The 20,308-nt window shown below is 69.6% G+C and carries 19 protein-coding genes and 3 pseudogenes; 12 read left to right on the forward strand and 10 right to left on the reverse strand.

Features of this window, described 5'->3' with window-relative positions; all coding sequences use genetic code 11:
- Positions 1 to 22: 22 nt before the first annotated feature.
- Positions 23 to 290, forward strand: a pseudogene (locus K9S39_RS43100) (transposase); the annotation flags it as partial.
- A 103-nt stretch (positions 291 to 393) separates the two neighbouring features.
- Here K9S39_RS43100 and K9S39_RS25880 read toward each other — a convergent pair.
- Both K9S39_RS25880 and K9S39_RS25885 read right to left on the reverse strand, forming a co-directional pair.
- Positions 394 to 678 (reverse strand): putative quinol monooxygenase, encoded by a 285-nt coding sequence (locus K9S39_RS25880; RefSeq protein ID WP_248865704.1) that lies wholly within the window; start codon positions 676 to 678, stop codon positions 394 to 396.
- Positions 679 to 1,148: 470 nt separating this feature from the next.
- A complete protein-coding gene (locus tag K9S39_RS25885) occupies positions 1,149 to 1,502 on the reverse strand; it encodes a diiron oxygenase (protein ID WP_248865705.1) in 354 nt (117 codons plus the stop codon).
- A 428-nt stretch (positions 1,503 to 1,930) separates the two neighbouring features.
- On the opposite strand from K9S39_RS25885, the gene K9S39_RS25890 reads away from it, so the two are divergent.
- Positions 1,931 to 2,773, forward strand: a complete 843-nt coding sequence (locus K9S39_RS25890; protein ID WP_248865706.1) for an MOSC domain-containing protein — start codon at positions 1,931 to 1,933, stop codon at positions 2,771 to 2,773.
- A 189-nt stretch (positions 2,774 to 2,962) separates the two neighbouring features.
- On the opposite strand, the gene K9S39_RS25895 is transcribed toward K9S39_RS25890, so the two are convergent.
- Together K9S39_RS25895 and K9S39_RS25900 are read right to left on the reverse strand one after the other, a co-directional pair.
- The gene (locus K9S39_RS25895; protein ID WP_248868965.1) at positions 2,963 to 3,232 is read right to left on the reverse strand and encodes a DUF4190 domain-containing protein; all 270 of its coding nucleotides are present in this window, start codon (positions 3,230 to 3,232) and stop codon (positions 2,963 to 2,965) included.
- A gap of 80 nt (positions 3,233 to 3,312) precedes the next feature.
- On the reverse strand, positions 3,313 to 3,477 hold the full coding sequence (locus tag K9S39_RS25900) for a hypothetical protein (RefSeq protein WP_248865707.1): 165 nt from the start codon (positions 3,475 to 3,477) through the stop codon (positions 3,313 to 3,315).
- Positions 3,478 to 3,738: 261 nt separating this feature from the next.
- Here K9S39_RS25900 and K9S39_RS25905 point away from each other — a divergent pair, with 261 nt between their 5' ends.
- A complete protein-coding gene (locus tag K9S39_RS25905) occupies positions 3,739 to 4,377 on the forward strand; it encodes a TetR family transcriptional regulator (RefSeq protein ID WP_248865708.1) in 639 nt (212 codons plus the stop codon).
- Between the two features lie 212 nt (positions 4,378 to 4,589).
- Here K9S39_RS25905 and K9S39_RS25910 read toward each other — a convergent pair whose 3' ends face one another.
- Positions 4,590 to 5,852, reverse strand: coding sequence for a M6 family metalloprotease domain-containing protein (locus K9S39_RS25910; protein WP_248865709.1), 1,263 nt, complete (start codon positions 5,850 to 5,852; stop codon positions 4,590 to 4,592).
- Positions 5,853 to 6,345: 493 nt separating this feature from the next.
- Here K9S39_RS25910 and K9S39_RS25915 point away from each other — a divergent pair, with 493 nt between their 5' ends.
- Entirely contained in the window at positions 6,346 to 7,011 is a 666-nt protein-coding gene (locus K9S39_RS25915) for a TetR/AcrR family transcriptional regulator (RefSeq protein ID WP_248868966.1), read from the forward strand.
- Between the two features lie 250 nt (positions 7,012 to 7,261).
- Entirely contained in the window at positions 7,262 to 8,794 is a 1,533-nt protein-coding gene (locus K9S39_RS25920) for an MFS transporter (protein WP_248865710.1), read from the forward strand.
- A gap of 123 nt (positions 8,795 to 8,917) precedes the next feature.
- Here K9S39_RS25920 and K9S39_RS25925 read toward each other — a convergent pair whose 3' ends face one another.
- Together K9S39_RS25925 and K9S39_RS25930 are read right to left on the reverse strand one after the other, a co-directional pair.
- A complete protein-coding gene (locus tag K9S39_RS25925; RefSeq protein ID WP_248865711.1) occupies positions 8,918 to 9,415 on the reverse strand; it encodes a MarR family winged helix-turn-helix transcriptional regulator in 498 nt (165 codons plus the stop codon).
- A gap of 308 nt (positions 9,416 to 9,723) precedes the next feature.
- Positions 9,724 to 10,773, reverse strand: coding sequence for a questin oxidase family protein (locus K9S39_RS25930; protein ID WP_248865712.1), 1,050 nt, complete (start codon positions 10,771 to 10,773; stop codon positions 9,724 to 9,726).
- A 563-nt stretch (positions 10,774 to 11,336) separates the two neighbouring features.
- On the opposite strand from K9S39_RS25930, the gene K9S39_RS25940 reads away from it, so the two are divergent.
- Both K9S39_RS25940 and K9S39_RS25945 read left to right on the forward strand, forming a co-directional pair.
- The gene (locus K9S39_RS25940; RefSeq protein ID WP_248865713.1) at positions 11,337 to 11,762 is read left to right on the forward strand and encodes a pyridoxamine 5'-phosphate oxidase family protein; all 426 of its coding nucleotides are present in this window, start codon (positions 11,337 to 11,339) and stop codon (positions 11,760 to 11,762) included.
- A gap of 188 nt (positions 11,763 to 11,950) precedes the next feature.
- Entirely contained in the window at positions 11,951 to 12,451 is a 501-nt protein-coding gene (locus tag K9S39_RS25945) for a pyridoxamine 5'-phosphate oxidase family protein (protein ID WP_248865714.1), read from the forward strand.
- 88 nt (positions 12,452 to 12,539) lie between these two features.
- Here the strand turns inward: K9S39_RS25945 and K9S39_RS25950 are convergent, their stop codons facing one another.
- A complete protein-coding gene (locus K9S39_RS25950) occupies positions 12,540 to 13,106 on the reverse strand; it encodes a hypothetical protein (protein ID WP_248865715.1) in 567 nt (188 codons plus the stop codon).
- Between the two features lie 614 nt (positions 13,107 to 13,720).
- On the opposite strand from K9S39_RS25950, the gene K9S39_RS25955 reads away from it, so the two are divergent.
- The 3 genes and pseudogenes from K9S39_RS25955 to K9S39_RS25965 all read left to right on the forward strand — a co-directional run.
- Entirely contained in the window at positions 13,721 to 14,722 is a 1,002-nt protein-coding gene (locus K9S39_RS25955) for a sigma-70 family RNA polymerase sigma factor (RefSeq protein ID WP_248865716.1), read from the forward strand.
- A gap of 313 nt (positions 14,723 to 15,035) precedes the next feature.
- Positions 15,036 to 15,385 (forward strand): annotated as a pseudogene (locus tag K9S39_RS25960) (D-beta-D-heptose 1-phosphate adenosyltransferase); the annotation flags it as partial.
- A pseudogene (locus K9S39_RS25965) lies at positions 15,382 to 15,765 on the forward strand (PfkB family carbohydrate kinase); the annotation flags it as partial. The pseudogenes K9S39_RS25960 and K9S39_RS25965, both read left to right, overlap by 4 nt.
- Before the next feature lie 317 nt (positions 15,766 to 16,082).
- On the opposite strand, the gene K9S39_RS25970 reads toward K9S39_RS25965, so the two are convergent.
- Positions 16,083 to 17,429, reverse strand: a complete 1,347-nt coding sequence (locus tag K9S39_RS25970; protein WP_248865717.1) for a L,D-transpeptidase — start codon at positions 17,427 to 17,429, stop codon at positions 16,083 to 16,085.
- A 977-nt stretch (positions 17,430 to 18,406) separates the two neighbouring features.
- Between K9S39_RS25970 and K9S39_RS25975 the strand changes: the two genes are divergently transcribed.
- Positions 18,407 to 18,667 (forward strand): hypothetical protein, encoded by a 261-nt coding sequence (locus K9S39_RS25975; protein ID WP_248865718.1) that lies wholly within the window; start codon positions 18,407 to 18,409, stop codon positions 18,665 to 18,667.
- A gap of 168 nt (positions 18,668 to 18,835) precedes the next feature.
- Here K9S39_RS25975 and K9S39_RS25980 read toward each other — a convergent pair whose 3' ends face one another.
- Entirely contained in the window at positions 18,836 to 19,462 is a 627-nt protein-coding gene (locus K9S39_RS25980) for a Yip1 family protein (RefSeq protein ID WP_248865719.1), read from the reverse strand.
- A gap of 84 nt (positions 19,463 to 19,546) precedes the next feature.
- Between K9S39_RS25980 and K9S39_RS25985 the strand changes: the two genes are divergently transcribed.
- Positions 19,547 to 20,263, forward strand: a complete 717-nt coding sequence (locus K9S39_RS25985) for a VIT1/CCC1 transporter family protein (protein ID WP_248865720.1) — start codon at positions 19,547 to 19,549, stop codon at positions 20,261 to 20,263.
- Positions 20,264 to 20,308: the final 45 nt, after the last annotated feature.

Raw genomic sequence — 20,308 nt, forward strand, 5'->3', positions numbered from 1 at the left:
TGGAGGAGGCGGTGCAGCAGGCGAAGGGCTCGGCCGGTCCCGCGGCGGGCTGACCTGCAAGATCCACGTCGCCGCGGAGGGCCACTGCCGCCACTGTCTTTGCTGATCACGCCGGGGCAGCGGGCGGACTGCACCCAGTTCGAGCCAGTCATGGACAAGATCCGGTGCCCCGCACAGGACTCGGGCGTCCACGCCGCACGCCGGACAGCGTGAGCGCCGACAAGGCGTACAGCAACCGCAAGATCCGCGCCTACCTCCGCAAACGTGGCATCCGGCACGTGATGCCGCAGGGCTGTCACCACTCGCTATGACAAGCGCGGATCTGTCTATCCCGGCACCGTCACCGCCGCCGCTCTCCTCATCTGGCTCCGATCACGAGTGAAGGGGCATGGCCTACGGGGCCTCGACACCGGCTATCCGGTATTTGCTCACCTCGGCGTCGCGGATCTGAGCTGTCTGCTCGGGGTCCGGGCCCACACCACGGAAGCGTTCGAGATCTTCGTCCGTCTCCCAGCGTTCGTGCACATTGATCCGGTTCGGCTCGATCGGGTCGGCCGACAGGGCGAAATCAAGGCACCCGCGGGCGGCCCGGGCATGCTCGATGACCTTCGAGCATCCGGCCAGGTACGCGTCACGGGCAGCAGCATCCACGTACAACTTCCCGGCAATGATGATCACGGCACTCCTCTCGTTGCAGCTACTCGCCTGATAGTGATGTGCAGCGTGACCGCCTTTCAGCATGGCCACTGCGGAGATAGACCGCAGCGGCACACCAGACTCATCGGTCACGCCCAGCACCACGAGCAGGCATCACAGCGGCGCGAGCCACCTGATCGAAGAGGTACGCCCCAGGTGGTGGGCAGGCTGAGCCGGGAGAACCGACGATGACGCCTTCGTGGATGAGCCGCGCGCGGTGCCGGCAGTGCGGCGTCGCAGATGTCCTCCACGGCACGGAGCAGGCCCTCCGGCCACAGCAGTAGACGACCGTCCCCGTGGGAAGGCCGCTCAACTCCCGGGGCAAGTCGGGCAGTCCCATGAAGTCCTGCGGTACGAAGGTGACCATGCCGCCGCAGAGTGACCGGATCTCGTCCTGGAAGGTGGATACGGTGAATCCGGTTTCGTGCAGGCCATAGCTCATGGACCGGTAGTCAGGTGCCAACGTATTCGAGGAGGCTGCTGAAATAGGCGTGGTGCTTGCCCTCGTCCTCGGCATGGTCGGCGACCAGCTCACGCACGGAAACGGGAAGGCGCTCATCACGCGGGATCTCGGCGAGCATGTTGGAGATCAGGGTCTCGCTCACCACCGCGAACACCAGCTCGTCGATGCCGCGGAGATCCGGGTCGATACGGCGGTGGATGCGGTCCAGACTCTCCACGAACTGCGGCGTCTCCGGCATATGGGTCGGCACGCCGGTACGCCGCTCCACCTGCTTGAGCGTGTCGTAGGTGAACTGGGCATGCCATGTCTCATCAGTGGTGATCTTGAAGGCGTCCTCCTTCATCTTCTCGGGAAGATGAAGCCCCGCACGGCCTCTGCTGATCTGCGAACTGATCGGAATGCCGCTCCGAACCGAGCCAGGTCTTGTCGGGCGGCGTCGAACAGAGGCACAGAATTCCTCGAATTATCGGTGAGTTGATTTGCCGTCGGCACGGGCGGAAACCGGCCGAATGCGGGCCGCCGGCGACTTGCCTCGAAGATCTTTGGCCAGCCTTCCGGCCATGTCGACCGGCATTTATTTGCCGGTCGATTCACGAGTGCCAGGTGTCGCTCGGAAGCTTTTGGCGAGGACCGGCAATTATTTGCCGGTGGTCTGAATTGGGTGCCCTCGGAAGCGTGGCCTCGGAAGGGTGCGGTAGATTCATGGCTCGTGACGAGAGGAACCGCCGCTGCCCGGACGGCTCCTGCGCGGAGGGGAAGAGTGGAAGACGTGTGGACAGCGCAAGCGCGGAGCCGCGCATGATCGGCTCGATCACGCAGATCTGGCGCTATCCCGTGAAGTCCATGGGCGGCGAGCTCCTGTCCGCCGCCGACGTGTCCGAGCGGGGCATCGCGGGGGACCGCCTGCTCGCGGTACTCGATGTGACCGCGGGCAAAATCCTGTCCGCGAAGAAGGAGAGCCGGCTCCTGTCGGCCTCGGCGCGCATCCGCGATCGGGACGACGTCCGGGTGACCCTGCCGGAACACGGCGAGTTCGAGGCGGACGACCCCCGTCTGCACAGCGCGCTGTCCGCATGGCTGGGGCGGGAGTGCCGCCTGGTGAGGCCCGTCCCCGGTGTGAGCGCCGTCTTCGAGAAGCGGGACGCCGACGACGAGAACCTCGTCAAGGACCTGACGACCCGGCCGGGCCTGTTCTTCGACACCAAGTCCACACTGCACGTGCTGACCACGTCCAGCCTTGAATCCGCCCGTCGGCTCTACCCGGAGGGCGACTGGGACGTCCGCAGGTTCCGCCCCAACATCCTCGTGGAAACAGAGGACGAGGGGTTCCCCGAGGAGTCATGGCCCGGCACGACCATCGCCCTCGGCGCGGCCTCGGCCTGGGTGCGCAAGGCGACGCCACGCTGCGCCATGACGGGCAGGGCGCAGGCGAGTCTGCCGCAGGACCGGGAGATCCACCGCACGCTGGCGCGCCGACACGGCAACGTCCTCGGTGTCCTGGCACACCCGGCGGGCGACGCCTGCCTGCGCATCGGCGACCTCGTGAGCCGACAGCCCGCTGCCGCGGATGCTCGGGTCGGTGCCTTACTGCCAACGGACCCGTTCCGGGATTGAGCCGTTCCGGGATCGACCGGTTCCCAGATTCCGCATCCACTTCTCACCTCTCCGCCGGCTGCCCCTGGGGTGGCATCGAGCTCCGGACGCGCGCTCGTCTGGCCTGGTGAGGGTGAGGGGAGTGACAGGAAAGCGGGGGTGTGGGGGGATTGTTGGGTGTGCGTGTGGGGTGCGCCTGGGGCGGTCGCGTCAGCCGCCGACGTGCCAGCTGACCGTGCCGTCCGTGATGACGAGCATGGCGAGGATGATCAGGTCCGTTGCGCCGAGGGCGATGCCCAGGAGGGCGCGGCCGCGGCGGTTGGTGCGGCGGGCCAGGGCCACGGCGCCGAGGACCAGTGCGCAGGGGCCCAGAACGATGTTGAGGACCAGGGTGCCCAGCAGTCCGAGGACGAAGGAGGCCACGGCCATTCCATCGGCGTGGGCGCGGGCCACGCGCGACGTCTGCGTCATCTGAGCCATGCCGCTCGCCTCGTTCGTTTCAGCCGTGTTCGCTGGCTTTGTCTGCTTCCGCGGCATCGGCATGGCTTCGCTCAGGCCGGTCATCGGGAGACCTCCTCGGCGTTGTGGCGGCGTTCACGGATGGCGAAGACGAGCAGCCAGCCGGCGATGGCGGCTGCGGCGACGAGAGTGACGGGGAGGGGAAGGTGTGCCGCGGTGCCCAGCATGATCCCCATGAGGAGGAGGGCGGCGACGAGGAAGAGCATGATCTGCCTTTCCGGTTCGACGGACGGACGGTGTCTCGGGGTTGGCGGTGTCTTGGGGTTGGCGGTGTCTTAGGGGTGGTGACTCGGGGTTGGCGGTGACTGGGCCGGACGGTGGCTGGGCCGGCGAACGGTCCGGAACGGTTCGGCGAACAGTCCCGGACGGTCCGGAGAACATTTCAGAGGACAGTTGTTCACTGACATCCTCAGTCTACGGCCGCCCGCGGGTGGAAGTGTTCAGAGAACGGTTGTTTACTGGATGATATGAGTCACACCCTTGGAGTCCGGCAGGCCCAGAAGCAGAAAACCCGCCAGGCGCTGCTCGACGCGGCGCTCGGCCTGTTGGCGGAGCAGAGCCTGAGCAGCCTCGGACTGCGGGAGGTGACGCGGGTGGTCGGCATCGCCCCGACCGCGTTCTACCGGCACTTCCGGGACATGGGTGAGCTGGGCGTCGCCCTCGTCGAGGAGGCGCTGGGAAGTCTGCATGCGATGGTGCGCGCGATCCTCGCCGAACAGGCCGCGGCCGAGGAGCGGATCGACCGTACCGTCGCGGTTGTTGAGCGGCATGTGCGCGAACATCCCGCGCACATACGGTTCGTGGCGCGCGAACGGCACGGCGGGGTACGGGCCGTACGTCAGGCCATCGCGGATGAGCTGGACCGGTTCGCCGAGGAGGCGGCGGCGTCGCTCAGGACCGAGCCGGCGTCGGAGGGTTGGAGTGATGACGATGTGCGAATGCTGGCGGAGCTGTATGTGGACCGCCTGGTGACGACGGCCGCGGCGGTGCTCGACGCCGAGGACGGCCCTCCGGGCGAGGCCGAGCGGGTGGTACGGGTGGCCCGGCGCCAGCTGCGGCTGATCAGCATCGGGCAGCGGTATTGGCGGGAGGCCGGGGGCGAGTAGCTGGGCGCGAAGCCTGGCGCGTGAGTGACGGAGCCCGGGGCGAGTAACGCGGTGGGATGCCGGGGCGAGTGGCGGAGTGCAGGCCTGGGGCGAGTGGCCGAGCGGAGCCCCGGGGCAGAGTGGTGGAGCGGACGCCGGGGGTGAGTCGACGGGGCCGAGCCAGCGGGAACGAGTAACCGGGTGGGCGAGGTCGACGTGGACGACCGCGCTGATCACGACCGCGCCGGGGATATGCGCACCCGGTACGTGCCGTCCGGCCGCTCCTCCAGGACGGTGACGGAAGCCCCGCTCTCCCGGTCGGTGTAGGTGGCCCCGGGGCGGAAGGTGGCGTCGGTCAGTCCCGCGTCGACGTACTTGTCCCGGGTGAAGCAGCCGCGGCTGCGCGGAGTGGCGTCCACGACGCGTAGCGGGCCGTGGCCCGTGGGGATGTCGGTGGCGACCTGGTAGACCAGCACGCCTGGGCGGCAGACCGCCGGGTCGAGCGGGCCCCGGGTGCGGGCCTCGACGACGAAGGCGGTGTGGGTGCCGGTCGGAATGACGACGATCTTGGTGCCGTCGGGTGCGGCGGCCGGGCTGAGGGTGTGTTCGGCGGCCCGCCCGCCCCGTAGTGCGCAGCGCACCTGATGGGCGGCGAGCCAGCCGAGCTTCCACTTGTGCCAGCCGAGGAAGTCGTTGCTCGGCCCCCAGTCCTCGTCCATCGGATCCCAGTGGCCGACCAGCGTCGGGGCGTCGCGCCTGTGGGCGTAATAGAGGTCGGGGAGGCCGAAGGAATGGGCGTTCTCGTGGTTGAGAACGCGAAAGGCGCTCTTCCCGGCCTGCCGGCTCCAGATGAAGGACACGTTCCGGAACGGCACCCCGTCCGCGGTCCGCAGTCCCATGTCGCCACCGCTGAAGGTGACCGACAGCACCGTACGGGTGGCCGCCGGGCCCGCGTTGGGCGTGGCCAGGACGTTGATGACGTCGAACCCGCGGAAGTCGACCGAGGGGTCGGCGGCGCGGACGATCTCCTCGGCGAGGGCGTAATAGCCGGTGGGGGAGGCCGGGTCGAAGGTGGCGCCGCGGGCGATGCCGTACTCGGAGACGGGCCGCGGCATGCGTATCCACTTCAGAAGGGGCGTGGGGCGGTAGTCGAGCCGGCCGTACGAGCTGGCGCGGAAGTAGTCCGTCACGGCCGGGAAGAACTCGGCGAAGCGGGCGCGCGGGGTGATGGGGGCGCGGGCGTCCGGGAAGTCGATGAAGAGCGTGAGTGCCTTCACGGTGCCGTATGAGCGGGCGTAGCCGGCGGGGGTGGTCGCGGATTCGGAGACGTTGTCCCGGATGCCGCCGAGGGCGCACGGCCCGCTCGGGGGCGTGCCGACCGCCGGGCGGGTGGCCGAGGGGGGAGACGGCGAGTCCATCGCCATGGTGGCGGCAGCGGCTGCCGTGGCCACAGCGCTTGCGGCAAGGGCCGCGGATATCTTCTGGCTCCGCCTCATGTCGATCACCCTGTGTCGCCGGGTGCTCGACCGCGCGCGGGGTTACGTCATCTGGAGCACCACGGAGTTACGTCATCTGGAGCGCGAGCACGGTCGTCCGGAACGGTGGAGGGGCTGGTGGTGTGGCGACGGGCGGGTGAGGTGTGGCGCGGGTCACGTCGAGGGATGAAATATCCGGGGACGGGGTCCCCGTTTAACCAGACGTCCGAAGAAGCGGGGAGGGCTTCCCCGGTTCGTTCGCCGGACCGTGACGCCGGCGACCAGTGATCGCCGATCAGGGATGAACGGGGTGAACGATGGCCGGTGACGATCGGCGATCGATGACCGGCAACGGTCGGCGAGGAGAGGAGTGAACGCCGCCATGACCGCGACCGACTGTGCGACCGGCGGCCGAGCGATGGGACGTCATGCGACTGACCGTCATGCGACTGCCCCTCCTGTGACTGCCCCTCCTGTGACTGCCCCTCATGCGGCTGACCGTCGTACGAAGCCGCTGCAGTCCCAGCAATGCCAGCAGCCCCAGCATTCCCATCAGTCCCCGCAGCCCCGACTGCGGGCCGATGCCCTGCGCAACCGGGAACGGATCATCGCGGCCGCCCGCCAGGCGATGGTCGAGTTCGGGGCCGAGGTCCCGCTCGACGAAATCGCTCGACGCGCGGGTGTCGGAAATGCGACGCTCTATCGTCACTTCGCGGATCGCCTGGAGCTGATCCACCACGTCACACTCTCCGTCATGTCCCGTACCGCGGACCGCGCGGAGAGCGCCCTTGCCGAGGAGGCCGATGCCTTCCACGCGCTGAGGCGCTTTGCCCACGATGCGGTGGAGGAGAGAATCGGGGCGCTGTGCCCGCTGCTCTCCGACGATATCGATCCGGCGCATCCCGAAGTGCTCGCGGCGCGTGAACGTCTGGAGGCGGCCGTCGAGGCCCTCATGGGGGCCGCGCGCGACAGCGGCCGGCTGCGCACCGACATCGCCGTCGGTGACCTGATGGTCGCGCTCACCCAGCTCACGCGCCCGCTGCCGAGCAGTGGCTGCGTGGACTTCGACAGGTTTGTGCACAGGCATCTGCAGCTGTTCCTGGACGGCCTGCTGGCGCCTGCGCGCTCCGAACTGCCTGGCGCCGCCGCCACGTTGGACGACCTGAGGCGCCGTCCGTGACCCAGGCTCACCGGCCCGCGACGTCTACAAGACGCACAACGTCCACAGCACGTACAACATACGCAACAACCGCGACGTAACGCATGTAACACCCGCAACGCAAAAATCAGTTGCAACACCTGAAACATCTGCAATACCTAGATCTCATGCCCAGACCTCTCGGCTCATAGATCTGTCGACGATCTTCCACGCACACGTCACACCTCACACTCCCGTTATTCGCTCACCGCACCGCTAGGTGGACCCCTCCATGCCTGAAACAGTCACGACCGCCGATCCCCGGCGCTGGAAAGCGCTGATATTCATCGCCCTCGCGCAGCTGATGGTCGTTCTTGACGCGACGATCGTGAACATCGCGCTGCCGTCCGCCCAGGCGGATCTCGGCATCTCCGATGCCAACAGACAGTGGGTCATCACTGCTTACGCCCTGGCCTTCGGTGGTCTGCTGCTCTTCGGCGGACGCGTCGCCGACCTGTGGGGGCGCAAGCGGACCTTCGTCACCGGGCTCGTCGGTTTCGCGGTCGCCTCCGCGCTCGGCGGGGCCGCGGCGAACGAGGGGATGCTGCTGGGCGCGCGTGCGCTGCAGGGTGTCTTCGGTGCGCTGCTGGCGCCGGCCGCGCTGTCGCTGCTCGCGGTGACATTCACCGAGGCCAAGGAGCGCGCCAAGGCGTTCGGCATCTTCGGTGCGATCGCCGGTGGTGGTGGCGCCGTGGGGCTGATCCTCGGCGGTGTGCTGACCGAGTACATGGACTGGCGCTGGACCTTCTTCGTCAACATCCCGTTCGCCGCGGTCGCCGCGACCGGCGCCGTCCTGGTCATCCGTGAGCCCGCGGAGAGCCGTAACCCCTCCCGCCTGGACATTCCCGGCGTCGTCCTGGCCACGCTCGGCCTGGTCTCGCTGGTGTACGGGTTCACCCGCGCCGAGTCCGACGGCTGGCTGGCCGGCCCGACCCTTGCGCTGTTCGCCGTGTCGGTCGTCCTGCTGCTGGCGTTCGTACTGGTCGAGTCCAAGGTGAAGGCCCCGCTGCTGCCGCTGCGCGTGGTCGCCGAGCGGAACCGCGCCGGTGTCTACTCGTCGCTCGGCCTGGCGATCATCGGCATGTTCGGTCTCTTTCTGTTTCTGACCTACTACCTGCAGATCGTGAAGGGCTACACCCCGGTCGTGACCGGTCTGGCCTTCCTCCCGATGATCGTGGGCATGATCACCGGCTCGACGCAGATCGGTGCCCGGCTGATGACGCGTGTCCGGCCGCGGCTGCTGATGGCGCCCGGTTTCGTGGTCGCCGCGCTCGGCATGCTGGCGCTGACCCGGATCGACCTGGACACGTCCTACCCAGCGCTGATCCTGCCCGCGTTCCTGCTGCTGGGCCTCGGTATGGGTACGGCGTTCATGCCGGCCATGTCGCTGGCCACGCACGGCGTCCAGCCGCGCGATGCCGGGGTCGCCTCCGCGATGGTCAACACCTCGCAGCAGGTGGGCGGGGCCATCGGTACGGCCCTGCTGAACACCATCGCGGCCAGCGCCACCAGCGCGTACGCCGCCTCGCACGCGGCCGGCGCCCCCTCGCGGGATCTGCTGAAGCTCCAGTCGATGGTGCACGGCTACAGCACCGCCATCTGGTGGGCGGTCGGCATCCTGCTGCTGGCGGCCCTGATCGCCTTCACCTTCGTCAACACCGGGCGTGAGGGCGGCGGTTCGACGCCTGCCGCGTCGTCCGGTGACGGCGAGGCCAAGGGCACGGCCGAGGGGGAGGGTGTTTCGGTTCCGGTGATGGCGCACTGAGCGGGGGCGGGGGCGGGCGGTATTCCCGTGGTTCGTCACGTGACCGCTCCTGGCTCGTTATGTGACCGCCGTTGGCTGTGAAACGACTCGAAGGCGTCGGCCTCGTCCGGCTCCGTTGACCCGTCAGCGGAGCCAGGGGAGGTCGGCGCCGTTCGGCTGCAGCCCATCGGCCACCACCCTGCAGATCTCGGCGAGTTGGCCGACCTGCTCGGGGGAGAGGCGATCGAAGATCGCGCCGCGAACGGCGGCGACGTGCCCAGGGGCCGCCTTCTCCAGGACGCGCATTCCCTCGTCCGTGAGGAAGGCGTTCTGACCGCGCCTGTCGGACGGGCAGTCCTCGCGGCGTACCCAGCCGTTCTTCTCCAGTCGGGCGACCGCGTGCGACAGGCGGGAGCGGGTGATCTTGGCGTTCTGGGCCAGCTCGGTCATCCGCATCCGACGCCGCGGTGCACGGGAGAGCTGGACAAGCAGCCCGTAGTAGATATGCGGCATCCCGGCGTCACGCTGCAGCTGGCGGTCCAGGTGGTCTTCCAGAAGCGTGGTGGCGTGGAGGTAGCACTGCCAGGCGTATTGCTCCTCGTCGCTGAGCCAGCGCGGCTCGGCTGCGGGTTCGTTCCTCATGCCATCCACTCTCTCACCGCCCGGCGCGTTCTTGAAGGTTTAACAATGGCGAGGTGGTGAGAGCCGGGTGGTGGCGACAGACGTAGCGGGCTGTGGTGACGGGTGGCAGGAGCGGCGGGGCGACAGGCGTAGCGGGAGGCGGGCGTAGCGGAGGGAAGGGCGGAGGCGTAGTGGGAGTCCCCCGCAACGGCGGACAGACGCGACAGAGGGCAGGCACAGCGGGGAGGCGGAGGCAACGGGAAGACCGACGCCACGGGGAGACGGGTGGGTTGGGCGTCGGCCGCGCGCCGGCCACTTCGGGACGGACCTCATCCCACCCGGGGAATCAGGTCCTGGGAGCGGAGGGCGGCGGTCAGGGCGCGGTCATCGCCGTCCGGGGCCCAGGAGGCCACGTCCAGCGCCGTGTCGGTGAACTTGATCGCATGTTCGTCGCCGTGTGCCGTGGCCTCTTCGAAGACCTCCTCCGGGGTGCGCTTCCCGGCGCGCAGCGGCGGCAGCGGCTCGTCCGGCGTATAGACGGAGGTGAGCGCGGCGCTCGCCGCCCAGGCCACGCCGAGAGACGGCGCCCACAGCTCGGTCGGGAGCGCCGGGAGGGTGCGCAGTACGGCGTTCGGGGCGGTGGCGGAGTGGACGAGCATCACCGCGTCACCATGGCCGTAGTCGAGATAGCGGTGGGTCGCCGCCCGTACGAGCGCGGCCAGCTGGACGCGGGCGGCCTCCGGGGCCTCGGGGGCGTTCACGGCCTCGGCGGCCGCCAGCCAGCCCTCCGTTCGGGGGAGCTGGGCCAGCCCGTCCAGGACGCCTACGTGCTGGTCGGCGACGTGCGGGAGGGCAGCCAGCGCATCCGCGGGAGAGGCGGTGCCGGTCGGCCGGACGGTCACCGGCATGGTGGTGTGACGGGCCGCCCAGTAGCCGAGGGCGTGCGCCAACTCGGCGATGCGCGGGCCCTCTTCGCCTTCTTCCAGGAGGGTGCGGACGGCGTGGCCGACGCGGATGGCGGGGTGGGTCGCGGCGCCCGCGATGCCGGGCAGCAGCCGTGGCCACCACTCGGCCAGCACCTCGCGCCAGGGCCGTTCCGCGACCTGGTGCGCCATATAGGTGGTCCAGTCCGTGACGCGGCGGGGATCGCCCAGCGCCTGCTGCCAGTTGGCGTCGGTGACGGGGGACTGCGGGCTCGGTACGTCCTCCAGCTTGGTGACGTAGTGATCGACCCAGCCGTGCACGGTACGGGCCTGGCCGCGCCGGACCAGGGCCTCGACGGCCATCGGGCCGTGATTGCTCAGGTAGCCGTGGAATTCGGGGCCGGTGGTGTGCAGGCGCTCCAGGGCTTCGTCGAGTGTGCCGCTCGTCGTATCCATGGTCGAAGGCTAGGACGGCGGGCGGCCCGGCGTAACGGCCTGCGGCCCTACTCCGGCGGTCGTAAGACCGCAGGTGGGAGCGGTGCGGGCGGCATTGTCAGTGGCGGGTGAGACGCTGAAGTCGTCGGTCGGAACAGGGGAGTTGGCGTGGTGGCGGCGATGAGGGCGGGGCGGTTGGCGGCGTCGGGCGGGCGGCCGGGGCGGTGGCTCCGGATGGGGAGCCGGAGTCGGCCGGAAAGGTGATGGGGGAGGGGGCGAGATGGAGGCAGGTGGGGGGAGGGGGCGAGATGGAGGGGGCTGAGAGGGACGTGGTCGAGTGGAGAGGGTGACGGGGGTGACGGGGGGACTGGAGTGACGGGGGTGACGGGGACGCGGAGCACGGCGGTCGGGCTGATGCCCGGGCCGGTGCCCGGTCCGGTGGCTGGTCGAGCGGCCGGTGGGGTGGCCGGGCCGGTGGCTGGAGCGGCGGCCGGGGCGGGGACCCGAATACGGGTCTTCGCGGGCGGTGCGGTGCACCCTGTGTGAGCGTGGGGATGACCTCACGTCGTCATGAGGAGTGTGCGATGGCGCTGTCCGTGGAAGAGCGCGAGCGGTTTCTCGCGGAGCCGCTGGTAGCCGTGTTGTCCGTCGCGGCGGGGGGCGAGCGGGGGCCGGTGACCGCGCCCGTCTGGTACGCCTACCGTCCGGGTGGTGACGTGGTGCTTTTCACGGGCCGTACATCGCGCAAGGCCCGGCTGATCGAGCGGATGGGCCGCTTCACCCTGACGGTGCAGCGCACCTCACCGACCTACCGTTATGCCGCTGTTGAAGGCCCGGCCGCGTTCGCCGAGGTCACATCGGAGCTGGTGAGGAAGGTGGCGAGTCGCTATCTGCCCGCCGAGAAGGTGTCCCGGTACGCGAGGGACGCGCTCGCCCGGGGCGAGGAGCTGATCGCCGTACGACTGAGCCCCGAGCGGTGGAACGTGGCGGATCTCGGGCCGTCGGGGTGAGCATCCGGGATCCGGGGCGGTGGGGAGGGCCGGAACCCGGCGGGCGGAACTTGAAGGGAGACCTTCGGACGGAGCCCGTCGGAGAATCTGAACGGAACCCGTCGGATGGAACCTGTCGGACGGAATCCGTCGGAAGCCCGATGGGAAACCGGACAGTGGATGTCGGGTATTGAGGGGAGGGTGAGCGCATGACGAGCGAGAACACAGGCAGCGGCAGCGGTGTCCCCTGGTCCGAGGTCGAGGCGGCGGAGCCGGAGCTGGCCGGGCGGGTGATGAAGCGCTTCGGGGCGTTCAAGCACCACGTCCTGGCCACCCTCCGCAAGGACGGTGCACCCCGACTGTCCGGGGTGGAGGCGGACTTCCGATACGGGGAACTGTGGCTGGGCATGATGACCGGCTCACGCAAGGCACTGGACCTGCGGCGCGACCCGCGCTTCGGGCTGTACGCCAACCCCGGGCCAGGCACCGACATGGCAGGCGGCGATGTACGGGTCTCCGGGCGGGCGGTAGAGGTGACCGATCCCGAGGTGCTCGCGCGCTATGCAGCGGATGTGAAACCCCCGGAGCCGTTCCTTCTGTTCCGGGCAGCAGAGCTGACGGAGGTGGTGCGGACGTCGATCGAGGCCCCGTACCTCGTGGTGGAGAGCTGGCGGCCAGGCGGACCGCTGCGTACTGTCCGGCGGACGTAGGGGAGGGGACCTGGCCGGCGCCCGGGGCTCAGCTGACGTCTTGGGACTGGGGGCACCGGCCGTCGGCCGGTGCCCGAGGTCCTGGTGGTCAGTGCGCGCCGTGCGGTCGGCGGGGTATGCGCAGCCGGTGGGCCCTGCGGGGGCGGTGCAGGCCGTGCGGTTCCTTGGTGCGCTTGGCTCGGAACATATACAGCGAGACGGCGAACATGATGCTGCCCATGACCAAGCCCCAGGTCGACGACTTGAGGACGGACGGTCCGCTGAGGTTGTAGAGCCAGCCCATCGAGGTGCCGAAGAGCGCGCCGTACAGCAGCGCCCGTATCTCGGTGATCATGGTGGACTGGTAATGCACCAGCAACAGGCCCAGCGTCCCGGAGACCACCGCCGTGACGAGCCCGACCAATGCGGCCTGGCCGCCCTTGGCGCCGCTGGTGTGGTCGATCCACAGTGCGTAGCAGCCGAGACCGAGTGCTGCGATAACGGGCCACAGCACCTTCGCCGGGACGCGGCGCCCCACTCCGGGCCGGGACTCCGCCTGCGGTTCGCCGGGCTGGGAGGTCGTCTGCGGTTCGCCGCTCGTCGCACCGTGCTCCGGTTCGATGGCGCCGTGTGAACGGGCGGCCCGCGCATCGGGCTCCTGAGGGTGGTTGTCCATGACCGGCTCCTCTCGCGTGCCCTCACTACAGGCGACACCCGGCCACCGTCGCCGTCAACTCGGGTCGGCCGCGAACCCCTCCGGGGCGGCCGCGCGCCCCTCAGGGTCGGGTGCACCTCTCCGGGGCGGCCGCGCGCCCCTCAGGGTCGGGTACGCCCCTCCGGCCCGGCCGCGAGCCCCGTCAGCGTCACCGTCTGCGCAACCAAAAAACCATGCGAGCCGTCTTTCAAGTGGGAGAGGAACCACGGGCGACGCTGCTCGGGGGTGAAGAGCTCCGTGTCGAACGTGATGGGTCTCTCGCGGGTCCTGCAATTACCCGGTGATCGCAGAACTCCGTGGGGGCCTGGAGATCGGCCTCGATGCCCGCTCTGACCAGTACTTCTCCGTGATCAGAAGGCATGCCGCGTCCTCGGATCGGGCGCAGGGTACTGCATGATCGCAAAAATAGGTGCGCGGCATGGGAATTCTGTCCGGATTCCAGCCGTTGTTTCCTTCGAACGGGCCGCTGGGCCAATCATCGGCATCGGTGACTCATCGGTGGCAATCAACCGGTGGTCAACCACTCGGTCCGCTCCAACGTCCCGCGACCGACTCATCGCAAAGGGAGCACACGCATGGCAACCCGTGCCGTCGCCCAACGTCAGGCCAGCAGCAGCGGTTCTGATGGGGCCAGCAGTGTTCGCGCTGTAGGCGGGGAGATCGCCGACCGCGACCTGGTCGGCATGTACCTCGACGAGATCGCGCGCACACCCCTGCTCGACGCCGCCAAGGAGGTCGAGCTGTCCCAGACCATCGAGGCGGGCGTCTACGCCCAGCAGATCCTGGACGGCGAGGTCGCCGACGGCAATGCCGCAGGCGCCAGCCGCGAGGAGCTTGAGGCACTGGCCGCCGAGAGCGCCAAGGCGAAGGACATCTTCATCCGCTCCAACCTGCGGCTGGTCGTCGCGGTCGCCCGCCGCTACCCACGGGCCGGTCTGCCCCTGCTGGATCTGATCCAGGAGGGCAACGCCGGGCTGGTGCGCGCCGTGGAGAAGTTCGACTACGCCAAGGGGTTCAAGTTCTCGACGTATGCGACGTGGTGGATCCGCCAGGCCATCACGCGTTCCATCGCCGACCAGTCGCGCACGATCCGGCTGCCCGTGCACCTCGTCGAGGAGCTGGGCCGCATCCGCCGGGTGCAGCGCGAGTTCAACCGCGAGAACGGCCGCGACCCGGAGCCGGAGGAGGTCGCCGGCGAGCTGGGCTCCACGCCCGCACGGATCACCGACGTCCTGGACTGGGCGCGCGACCCGGTCAGCCTGAACATGTCGGTGGACGACGACGGCGACACCCAGTTCGGCGATCTGCTGGAGGACACCTCCGCGGCCTCGCCCGAGCAGTCCGTGCTGTCGCTGCTGCGCAGTGAGGAGCTGGAGGATCTGATCGACCGGCTCGATCACCGCACCGCATCGATCATCAAGGCGCGCTACGGCATCGAGGACGGCCGCGAGCGCACGCTCACCGAGGTCGGCAAGCAGCACGGTCTCACCCGTGAGCGGATCCGCCAGATCGAGAAGCACGCACTGCTGGAGCTGAAGCGGATGGCGCGTGACACGGGGTTCGACGCGGCGGCGTAGTGCGTCGCGTGTGATCGGTTGTCGTGCGTGATGGGGCGGCTTGGCGGTTGCCGGTAACGCTTGGCGACTGCTGGTAACGGGGTAGCGGGCGCGGGCCCGCCGGCATCCGCGTACCCCGTACGCCCCGCCCCGCCCCGTACCGCATTGCCACGTCCCGCCTGCCCTCTGCTAGCGCATCGCGCGGGCCGCGCTCGCCGAGCTCCCCGGCAGCCGCGACCTGACCGGCCCCCGCCCCGGTAACGCCAACGGTCCCGGATCCGGCAGCGCCGGGAGCGTCATCCTGGACGCCGGTACGACCGTCGCCCGGTTCACCCTCCACTCGTAGGCGGCCGCATCCGGCACCGTACGCGGGCCGCGGTCGACGACTGGGCGCTGCGCGCCTACCGCGAAATCAACGCCGACGTGGTGTTCCTCGCCACCAACGGCTTCTCCCTCGACGGCGGCCTGACCATCCCCGACCTCGCGGAGGCCGCCGTCAAGCGTGCCCTGATCCGTGCCGCCCGCCGGGCCGTCCTGCTCGCCGACTCCGCCAAGTTCGGGCAGCAGCACTTCGCCCGGTTCGGAGAGCTGTCGGACGTGGACCTGCTCATCACCGACACCGGGCTGAGCCCCGACGACGCCCTCGCCATCGAGCGCGCGGGCACGGAAGTGGTACGCGCTTGATCCTCACCGTCACGCCCAACCCCAGCCTGGACCGTACGTACGAGATACCGGCGCTGGACCGTGGCGCAGTGCTCCGGGCCACCGCGGACCGGATCGACCCGGGCGGCAAGGGCGTCGCCTCGCGGGCGGTCGCCGCGGCCGGGCACCGCACCCTGGCGGTGCTGCCGCTGGGGCGACCCGCGGGTGCCGCGCTGGCCGGGCTGCTGGGCGCCGAGGGCATCGAGGTGGCGGGCGTACCGGTGGCGGGTCGGACGCGTTCCAACATCGCGGTCGCCGAACCCGACGGCACCCTCACCAAGATCAACGCGACCGGCCCCGAGCTGACCACCGAGGAATCGGAGGCACTGCTGGCGACGGTCGGCGAGCGCTCGGCGGGCGCCGGCTGATCGCCTCGGCCGTTGTGGCCACGGACGATGTGCCGCTCGATCATCCGTTGACGGAGCCGGTTCCATGGCGACGCGTCAGTTCGGTGGCTTCTCCAATATGACGCGGCATCAACTAAGCCTCGAAGGAGAGTATTGAGGTGTTTGAGTCGTGCCGTCACGTCAAGTCAGCAGTCCCGGCTCGGGATCGACGCAGCGCCGGTGAGCGGGCCACCTCCCCGTACTGACCGCCCTGGCGGACCGGCTCCCCTCAAGCCGGTGGCCGGCCCCCTTCCCGGGACCGGCCACCGTTCGCGTATGTCAGCTGCTGCGCGTCAGACCGCGCTGCCCGCCTGCCACTCGGACCAGGGCATGTTCCAGCCGTTGAGGCCGTTGTCCGGTTTGATGGTTTCGTCCTTCGAGTTCTTCACCACGACGACATCGCCGACCAGCGAGTTCTCGAAGAACCACTTGCCCGGGGTGTTACCGCCGCCGCCCTTGTTGTCCTTCAGGCCGACGCAGCCGTGGCTGGTGCCGGCGCGGCCGAAGATGGACGGGTCGCCCCAGTAGTTGCCGTGGATGAAGGTGCCGGAGGTCGACAGGCGCATGGCGTGCGGGACGTCCTTGATGTCGTACTCGCCCTTGCCTTCCTCGTCCGTGAAGCCGACGGTGGAGCCGTCCATGCGGGTCTGCTTGAACTTCTCCGAGATCACCATCTGGCCGTTGTAGGTCGGGTTCTCGGCGCTGCCGCCGGAGATCGGGATCGACTTGATGGTCTTGCCGTCCCGCTTGACCGTCATGGTCTGGGTGTTCATGTCGACCGTGGAGACCTGCGAGCGGCCGACGGTGAAGGACACCGTCTTGGACTGCACACCGGTGATGCCCTCGCCGCCCTCCACGCCGTCCAGGTCGAGGTTCATGGTGACCTTGGAGCCGGCCTTCCAGTAGTTCTCCGGCCGGAAGTCCAGGCGCTGGGACCCGAACCAGTGGCCGACGACCTGCTGGCCGCTGCTGGACGTCACCTTGATGTGGGACTGGACGTCCTTCCGGTTCGTGATCGGCTTGTCGAACTTGAAGGACACCGGCATGCCGACGCCGACGGTCTTGCCGTTGTCGGGGGTGTAGATGCCGATGAAGCTGTTGGCCGACGAGACGGTGGTGAACGTCGCGTTCTCGGTGGCCGCACGGCCCTTGGCGTCCTTGGCATTCGCGACGATCTTGTACTTGGTGCCGCGCTCCAGCTGGACGGCGGGCTTCCAGGAGGTCCCGTCCTGGGATATGACGCCGTCGACGACCGCGCCGGAGTCGGCAACGGTGAGCTTCACATCGGTCAACTTGCCACCGGTGACCTTCACACCGGTGTCATTGATGCTGGCGTCGGTGGCGCCGTTCTTGGCCGAGACCTTGATCTTCGCCTGTGAGGCGTCCTTGGCGGCCGCGGCATCGGCGCTGGCCTGGCCGTCCTTGTCGTCTCCGTGGCCACCGGCCTCCGCATCGCCGCCACAGGCGGACAACGCCAGCGCGCCAGCCGCGAACAGCGCGGTCGCGGCCAGCGTACGGCGCATGCGGCGGGAACGGCGCGGGGCGCCCGGCTCCTGCTGCCCGGTGAGCTGGAGCTGCTGGTGAGAGGTGCGGATGCGAGCGGCCGCGGGGTTGTCCGGCGAAGTCACGAGCTGCTCCATACAGAGGTGTTGTCATTCCGTGCTGATAAACAGCACCTGCGGGCGGATTTGGTTGCGGGCGCGACCGGAGTGTGACGAAGATCACATCATGGGTGGGGCCCGGTCCGGCGGTCCCGACAGCCAGGTTCGCAGCGGCCCGCCGTGTCCGTCCAGGCGTGGTGGCGCCCCGGGTTGGGTGACCGGCGTTCCCGAGAGCCGGACCGGGCGGGCGACTTGGGCGGTTCGCTGCGCTTTGCCTGGGCTTCCGCTGCGCTGTGCCTGAGCCCCACGTTCTTGGCTGTCCCGCCGTAACGCTTGATGCGGGCTGTGTTCCGCTGCGCGGGGCTGTTCGGCAGCGGCGCCGGACCTCCGGACTCCGTCCTGCGGTTCAGCACCTCCCGAAGAGGTGGGGGAGAAGACCGGTGGGGGTGCACGTAGTCGGTCGTGTGCCCCTCGTGGTCGCGATCACAGGCACCCGACGAACGACATGTGCCCCCACCGGCGCCTCTCCACCCACCGCCGGGAGGGGACGGGCCGCAGGACGGAGTCCGGAGGCCCGTCACCGCACCCGAAAAACCCACGCCCGCCGCAGGCGCAACGGCGGGACAGCCAAGGCGTCGGCTCGGGTACAGCGCAGCGGACACCCACGCCCGCCGCGTGGGGGCACCTCCCGCGCCGTTCAGGCAGTGGGGGAGCGACGGCGAAACACCCACACGGCGGGAAAGCCGACAACGTGGGGCGCACGCCCGCCGCAGGCGCCCCCCACGGTCGGACGGCCGAAAACGGCGAGCACCAAGTCGGCCCAGGTGAAGCGCAGCGGACTGCCGTGCCGGAGAGGTGTGAGGGGCACGTTGAGCTCTGCATGATGACGGGAAAAGAGTGAAATGTCATAGGAGATGCGTCACTGCGGCACTTAAGTACCAAGATTCCCTGTCGTAAGTCCCAAGGTGTGGTGTCTACTGGTTTCCACCAGCGCCCCACCCGTCCGGGAGGACCGCATGCTCCCCGCCGTTTCGATTCTGCAGCTGATCGGGTTCGCCGTACTTCTCGTAGCGATCGTCACCTGGGTCACCGGGCTGGTCAGACTGGCGCGATGGGAAAGGGCCGAGGCATCGGGCCAACGCCGGCGGCAGCAGCTGCTCAGCTCGGTGCCGCGGCAGACCGGGCCCGGCGGGCCGCCGTCGGAGAGCGTGGAGCTGAGCGCCGCCGAGCGCGAGGCGTTCGCCGGTCTCGTACGGCAGTTGACGAGCCGCAGGTGAGGTCCCCCGGCCAAGGCCGGGAAGTGCCCACGACGGTGGTTCCGGCCCGTGAGCCGGGAAGTACCCAAGACCGTGGCCCGGGCCGTACGCCGGGAAGTTCCCATCACGGTGACCCCGGCCCGTATGCCGGGACGAGGATGCCCCATGCCTTTGCGGCATCGGAGAGGCTCAGCGCACCGGCCCCACCTTGATCAGGGCCAGCGCCGTCAGCATCTGCACCGACACCGCCGCCACGGACTTACGCGTCGACAGATGGTGCTGCCCCCGTATGAGCAGCACCGCGAGGACGTACCCGAAGCCCCACGTCGTCCAGGTGGCGGCCTGGACGATGGTGGCGCCGGTCGGCAGCCAGGCCGCGATCGCCAGCCGCGGCAGGCCGGCCACCCAGAACAGCACGATGAACAGGCTCGCCGTCGGCGCGAAGCGGCCGGTGCCGCCGAGGGTGCGGGCTATGGCATGGGTGACCGCGCCCAGCACGAAGCTGGCGGCCAGCACCCCCGCCTCGGCGAGCCCGGCGAGCTGGAGGGCCATCGTGCGGTCGGCCGACCACTGCTGCCGGATCGCGTCCACCGACAACGCCCCGATGCCGCCGCTGACCAGACACAGCATCAGCGCGGCGCTCCACGCGCCGCGGTCCCGCGCCTCGTCCAGGACGTCCACCGGCCGGTACCAGAGCCCGAGGATCAGCCGGTGCCACCACAGCCGACGGCGCGGCGCGGATGCCCGGGGCGTCGGCTGGACGAGCGTCGGCGGAGGAGGGGACGGAGGTGGCGTGGGGGGTGGCTCTGCGGACATATGGCCGTTCTATCACCGGCGATTTCGGGACGATGCGGGGGTGTCGGGCGGGAGTTCGGCGGGCGCGGGTGAGACTCTCGGCGGGTGAGCGTGCAGAAACCGGAGCGCGAAGAGGCGCACGGCGGCGGGCTCGGCAGCCGCCTCAACTGGCTGCGGGCCGCGGTTCTCGGCGCCAACGACGGCATCGTCTCCACCGCCGGACTCGTCGTCGGCGTCGCGGGCGCCACCGACGAACACCGTGTCCTGCTGACCGCTGGTCTCGCCGGACTGCTGGCCGGATCGATGTCGATGGCCGCCGGTGAGTATGTCTCCGTCTCCACCCAGCGCGACTCCGAAAAGGCCGCCCTGGCCGTGGAGAAGCGCGAGCTGATGACCGATCCGAAGGCCGAACTCACCGGGCTGACGGACCTGTTGGAGGCGAAGGGGCTGAGCGCCGAGCTGGCCGGGGAGGTCGCCGAGCGGCTCACCGAGCACGATGCGCTGCGCGCCCACGCCGAGGTCGAGCTGGGCATCAACCCGGATGAACTCACCAACCCCTGGCATGCGGCCGGTGCCAGCCTCCTCGCCTTCACCGTCGGCGCGCTGCTGCCGCTGCTGGCGATCGTGCTGCCGCCCGCTCATCTCCGGCTGCCGATCACCGTGGTCGCGGTGCTCGCCGCGCTGGTGCTGTGCGGCTGGACCAGCGCCCGCCTGGGTGCCGCACCGGTCGGCCGCGCGATGCTGCGCAATGCGGCGGGCGGTGCGCTGGCGATGGCGGTGACGTACGCGGCGGGGTCGCTGCTGGGGGCGTCGGGGGTGTGACGCCGGCGGAGGGCTGAGGCCAGGGGCGGTCGGCCCGGGATCCCA

Source organism: Streptomyces halobius (genome assembly GCF_023277745.1).
In the GTDB taxonomy this organism is placed as follows: domain Bacteria; phylum Actinomycetota; class Actinomycetes; order Streptomycetales; family Streptomycetaceae; genus Streptomyces; species Streptomyces halobius.

What these genes read in the sequence shown, in the direction of transcription:
- K9S39_RS25910 (WP_248865709.1), bottom strand. Translation starts at nt 5,852, where the DNA reads ATGAGGCGGAGCCAGAAGATATCCGCGGCCCTTGCCGCAAGCGCTGTG.
- K9S39_RS25885 (WP_248865705.1), bottom strand. Translation starts at nt 1,502, where the DNA reads ATGAAGGAGGACGCCTTCAAGATCACCACTGATGAGACATGGCATGCC.
- K9S39_RS25955 (WP_248865716.1), top strand. Translation starts at nt 13,721, where the DNA reads ATGGCAACCCGTGCCGTCGCCCAACGTCAGGCCAGCAGCAGCGGTTCT.
- K9S39_RS25945 (WP_248865714.1), top strand. Translation starts at nt 11,951, where the DNA reads ATGACGAGCGAGAACACAGGCAGCGGCAGCGGTGTCCCCTGGTCCGAG.
- K9S39_RS25895 (WP_248868965.1), bottom strand. Translation starts at nt 3,232, where the DNA reads ATGGCTCAGATGACGCAGACGTCGCGCGTGGCCCGCGCCCACGCCGAT.
- K9S39_RS25900 (WP_248865707.1), bottom strand. Translation starts at nt 3,477, where the DNA reads ATGCTCTTCCTCGTCGCCGCCCTCCTCCTCATGGGGATCATGCTGGGC.
- K9S39_RS25940 (WP_248865713.1), top strand. Translation starts at nt 11,337, where the DNA reads ATGGCGCTGTCCGTGGAAGAGCGCGAGCGGTTTCTCGCGGAGCCGCTG.
- K9S39_RS25905 (WP_248865708.1), top strand. Translation starts at nt 3,739, where the DNA reads ATGAGTCACACCCTTGGAGTCCGGCAGGCCCAGAAGCAGAAAACCCGC.
- K9S39_RS25970 (WP_248865717.1), bottom strand. Translation starts at nt 17,429, where the DNA reads ATGGAGCAGCTCGTGACTTCGCCGGACAACCCCGCGGCCGCTCGCATC.
- K9S39_RS25925 (WP_248865711.1), bottom strand. Translation starts at nt 9,415, where the DNA reads ATGAGGAACGAACCCGCAGCCGAGCCGCGCTGGCTCAGCGACGAGGAG.
- K9S39_RS25920 (WP_248865710.1), top strand. Translation starts at nt 7,262, where the DNA reads ATGCCTGAAACAGTCACGACCGCCGATCCCCGGCGCTGGAAAGCGCTG.
- K9S39_RS25975 (WP_248865718.1), top strand. Translation starts at nt 18,407, where the DNA reads ATGCTCCCCGCCGTTTCGATTCTGCAGCTGATCGGGTTCGCCGTACTT.
- K9S39_RS25950 (WP_248865715.1), bottom strand. Translation starts at nt 13,106, where the DNA reads ATGGACAACCACCCTCAGGAGCCCGATGCGCGGGCCGCCCGTTCACAC.
- K9S39_RS25930 (WP_248865712.1), bottom strand. Translation starts at nt 10,773, where the DNA reads ATGGATACGACGAGCGGCACACTCGACGAAGCCCTGGAGCGCCTGCAC.
- K9S39_RS25980 (WP_248865719.1), bottom strand. Translation starts at nt 19,462, where the DNA reads ATGTCCGCAGAGCCACCCCCCACGCCACCTCCGTCCCCTCCTCCGCCG.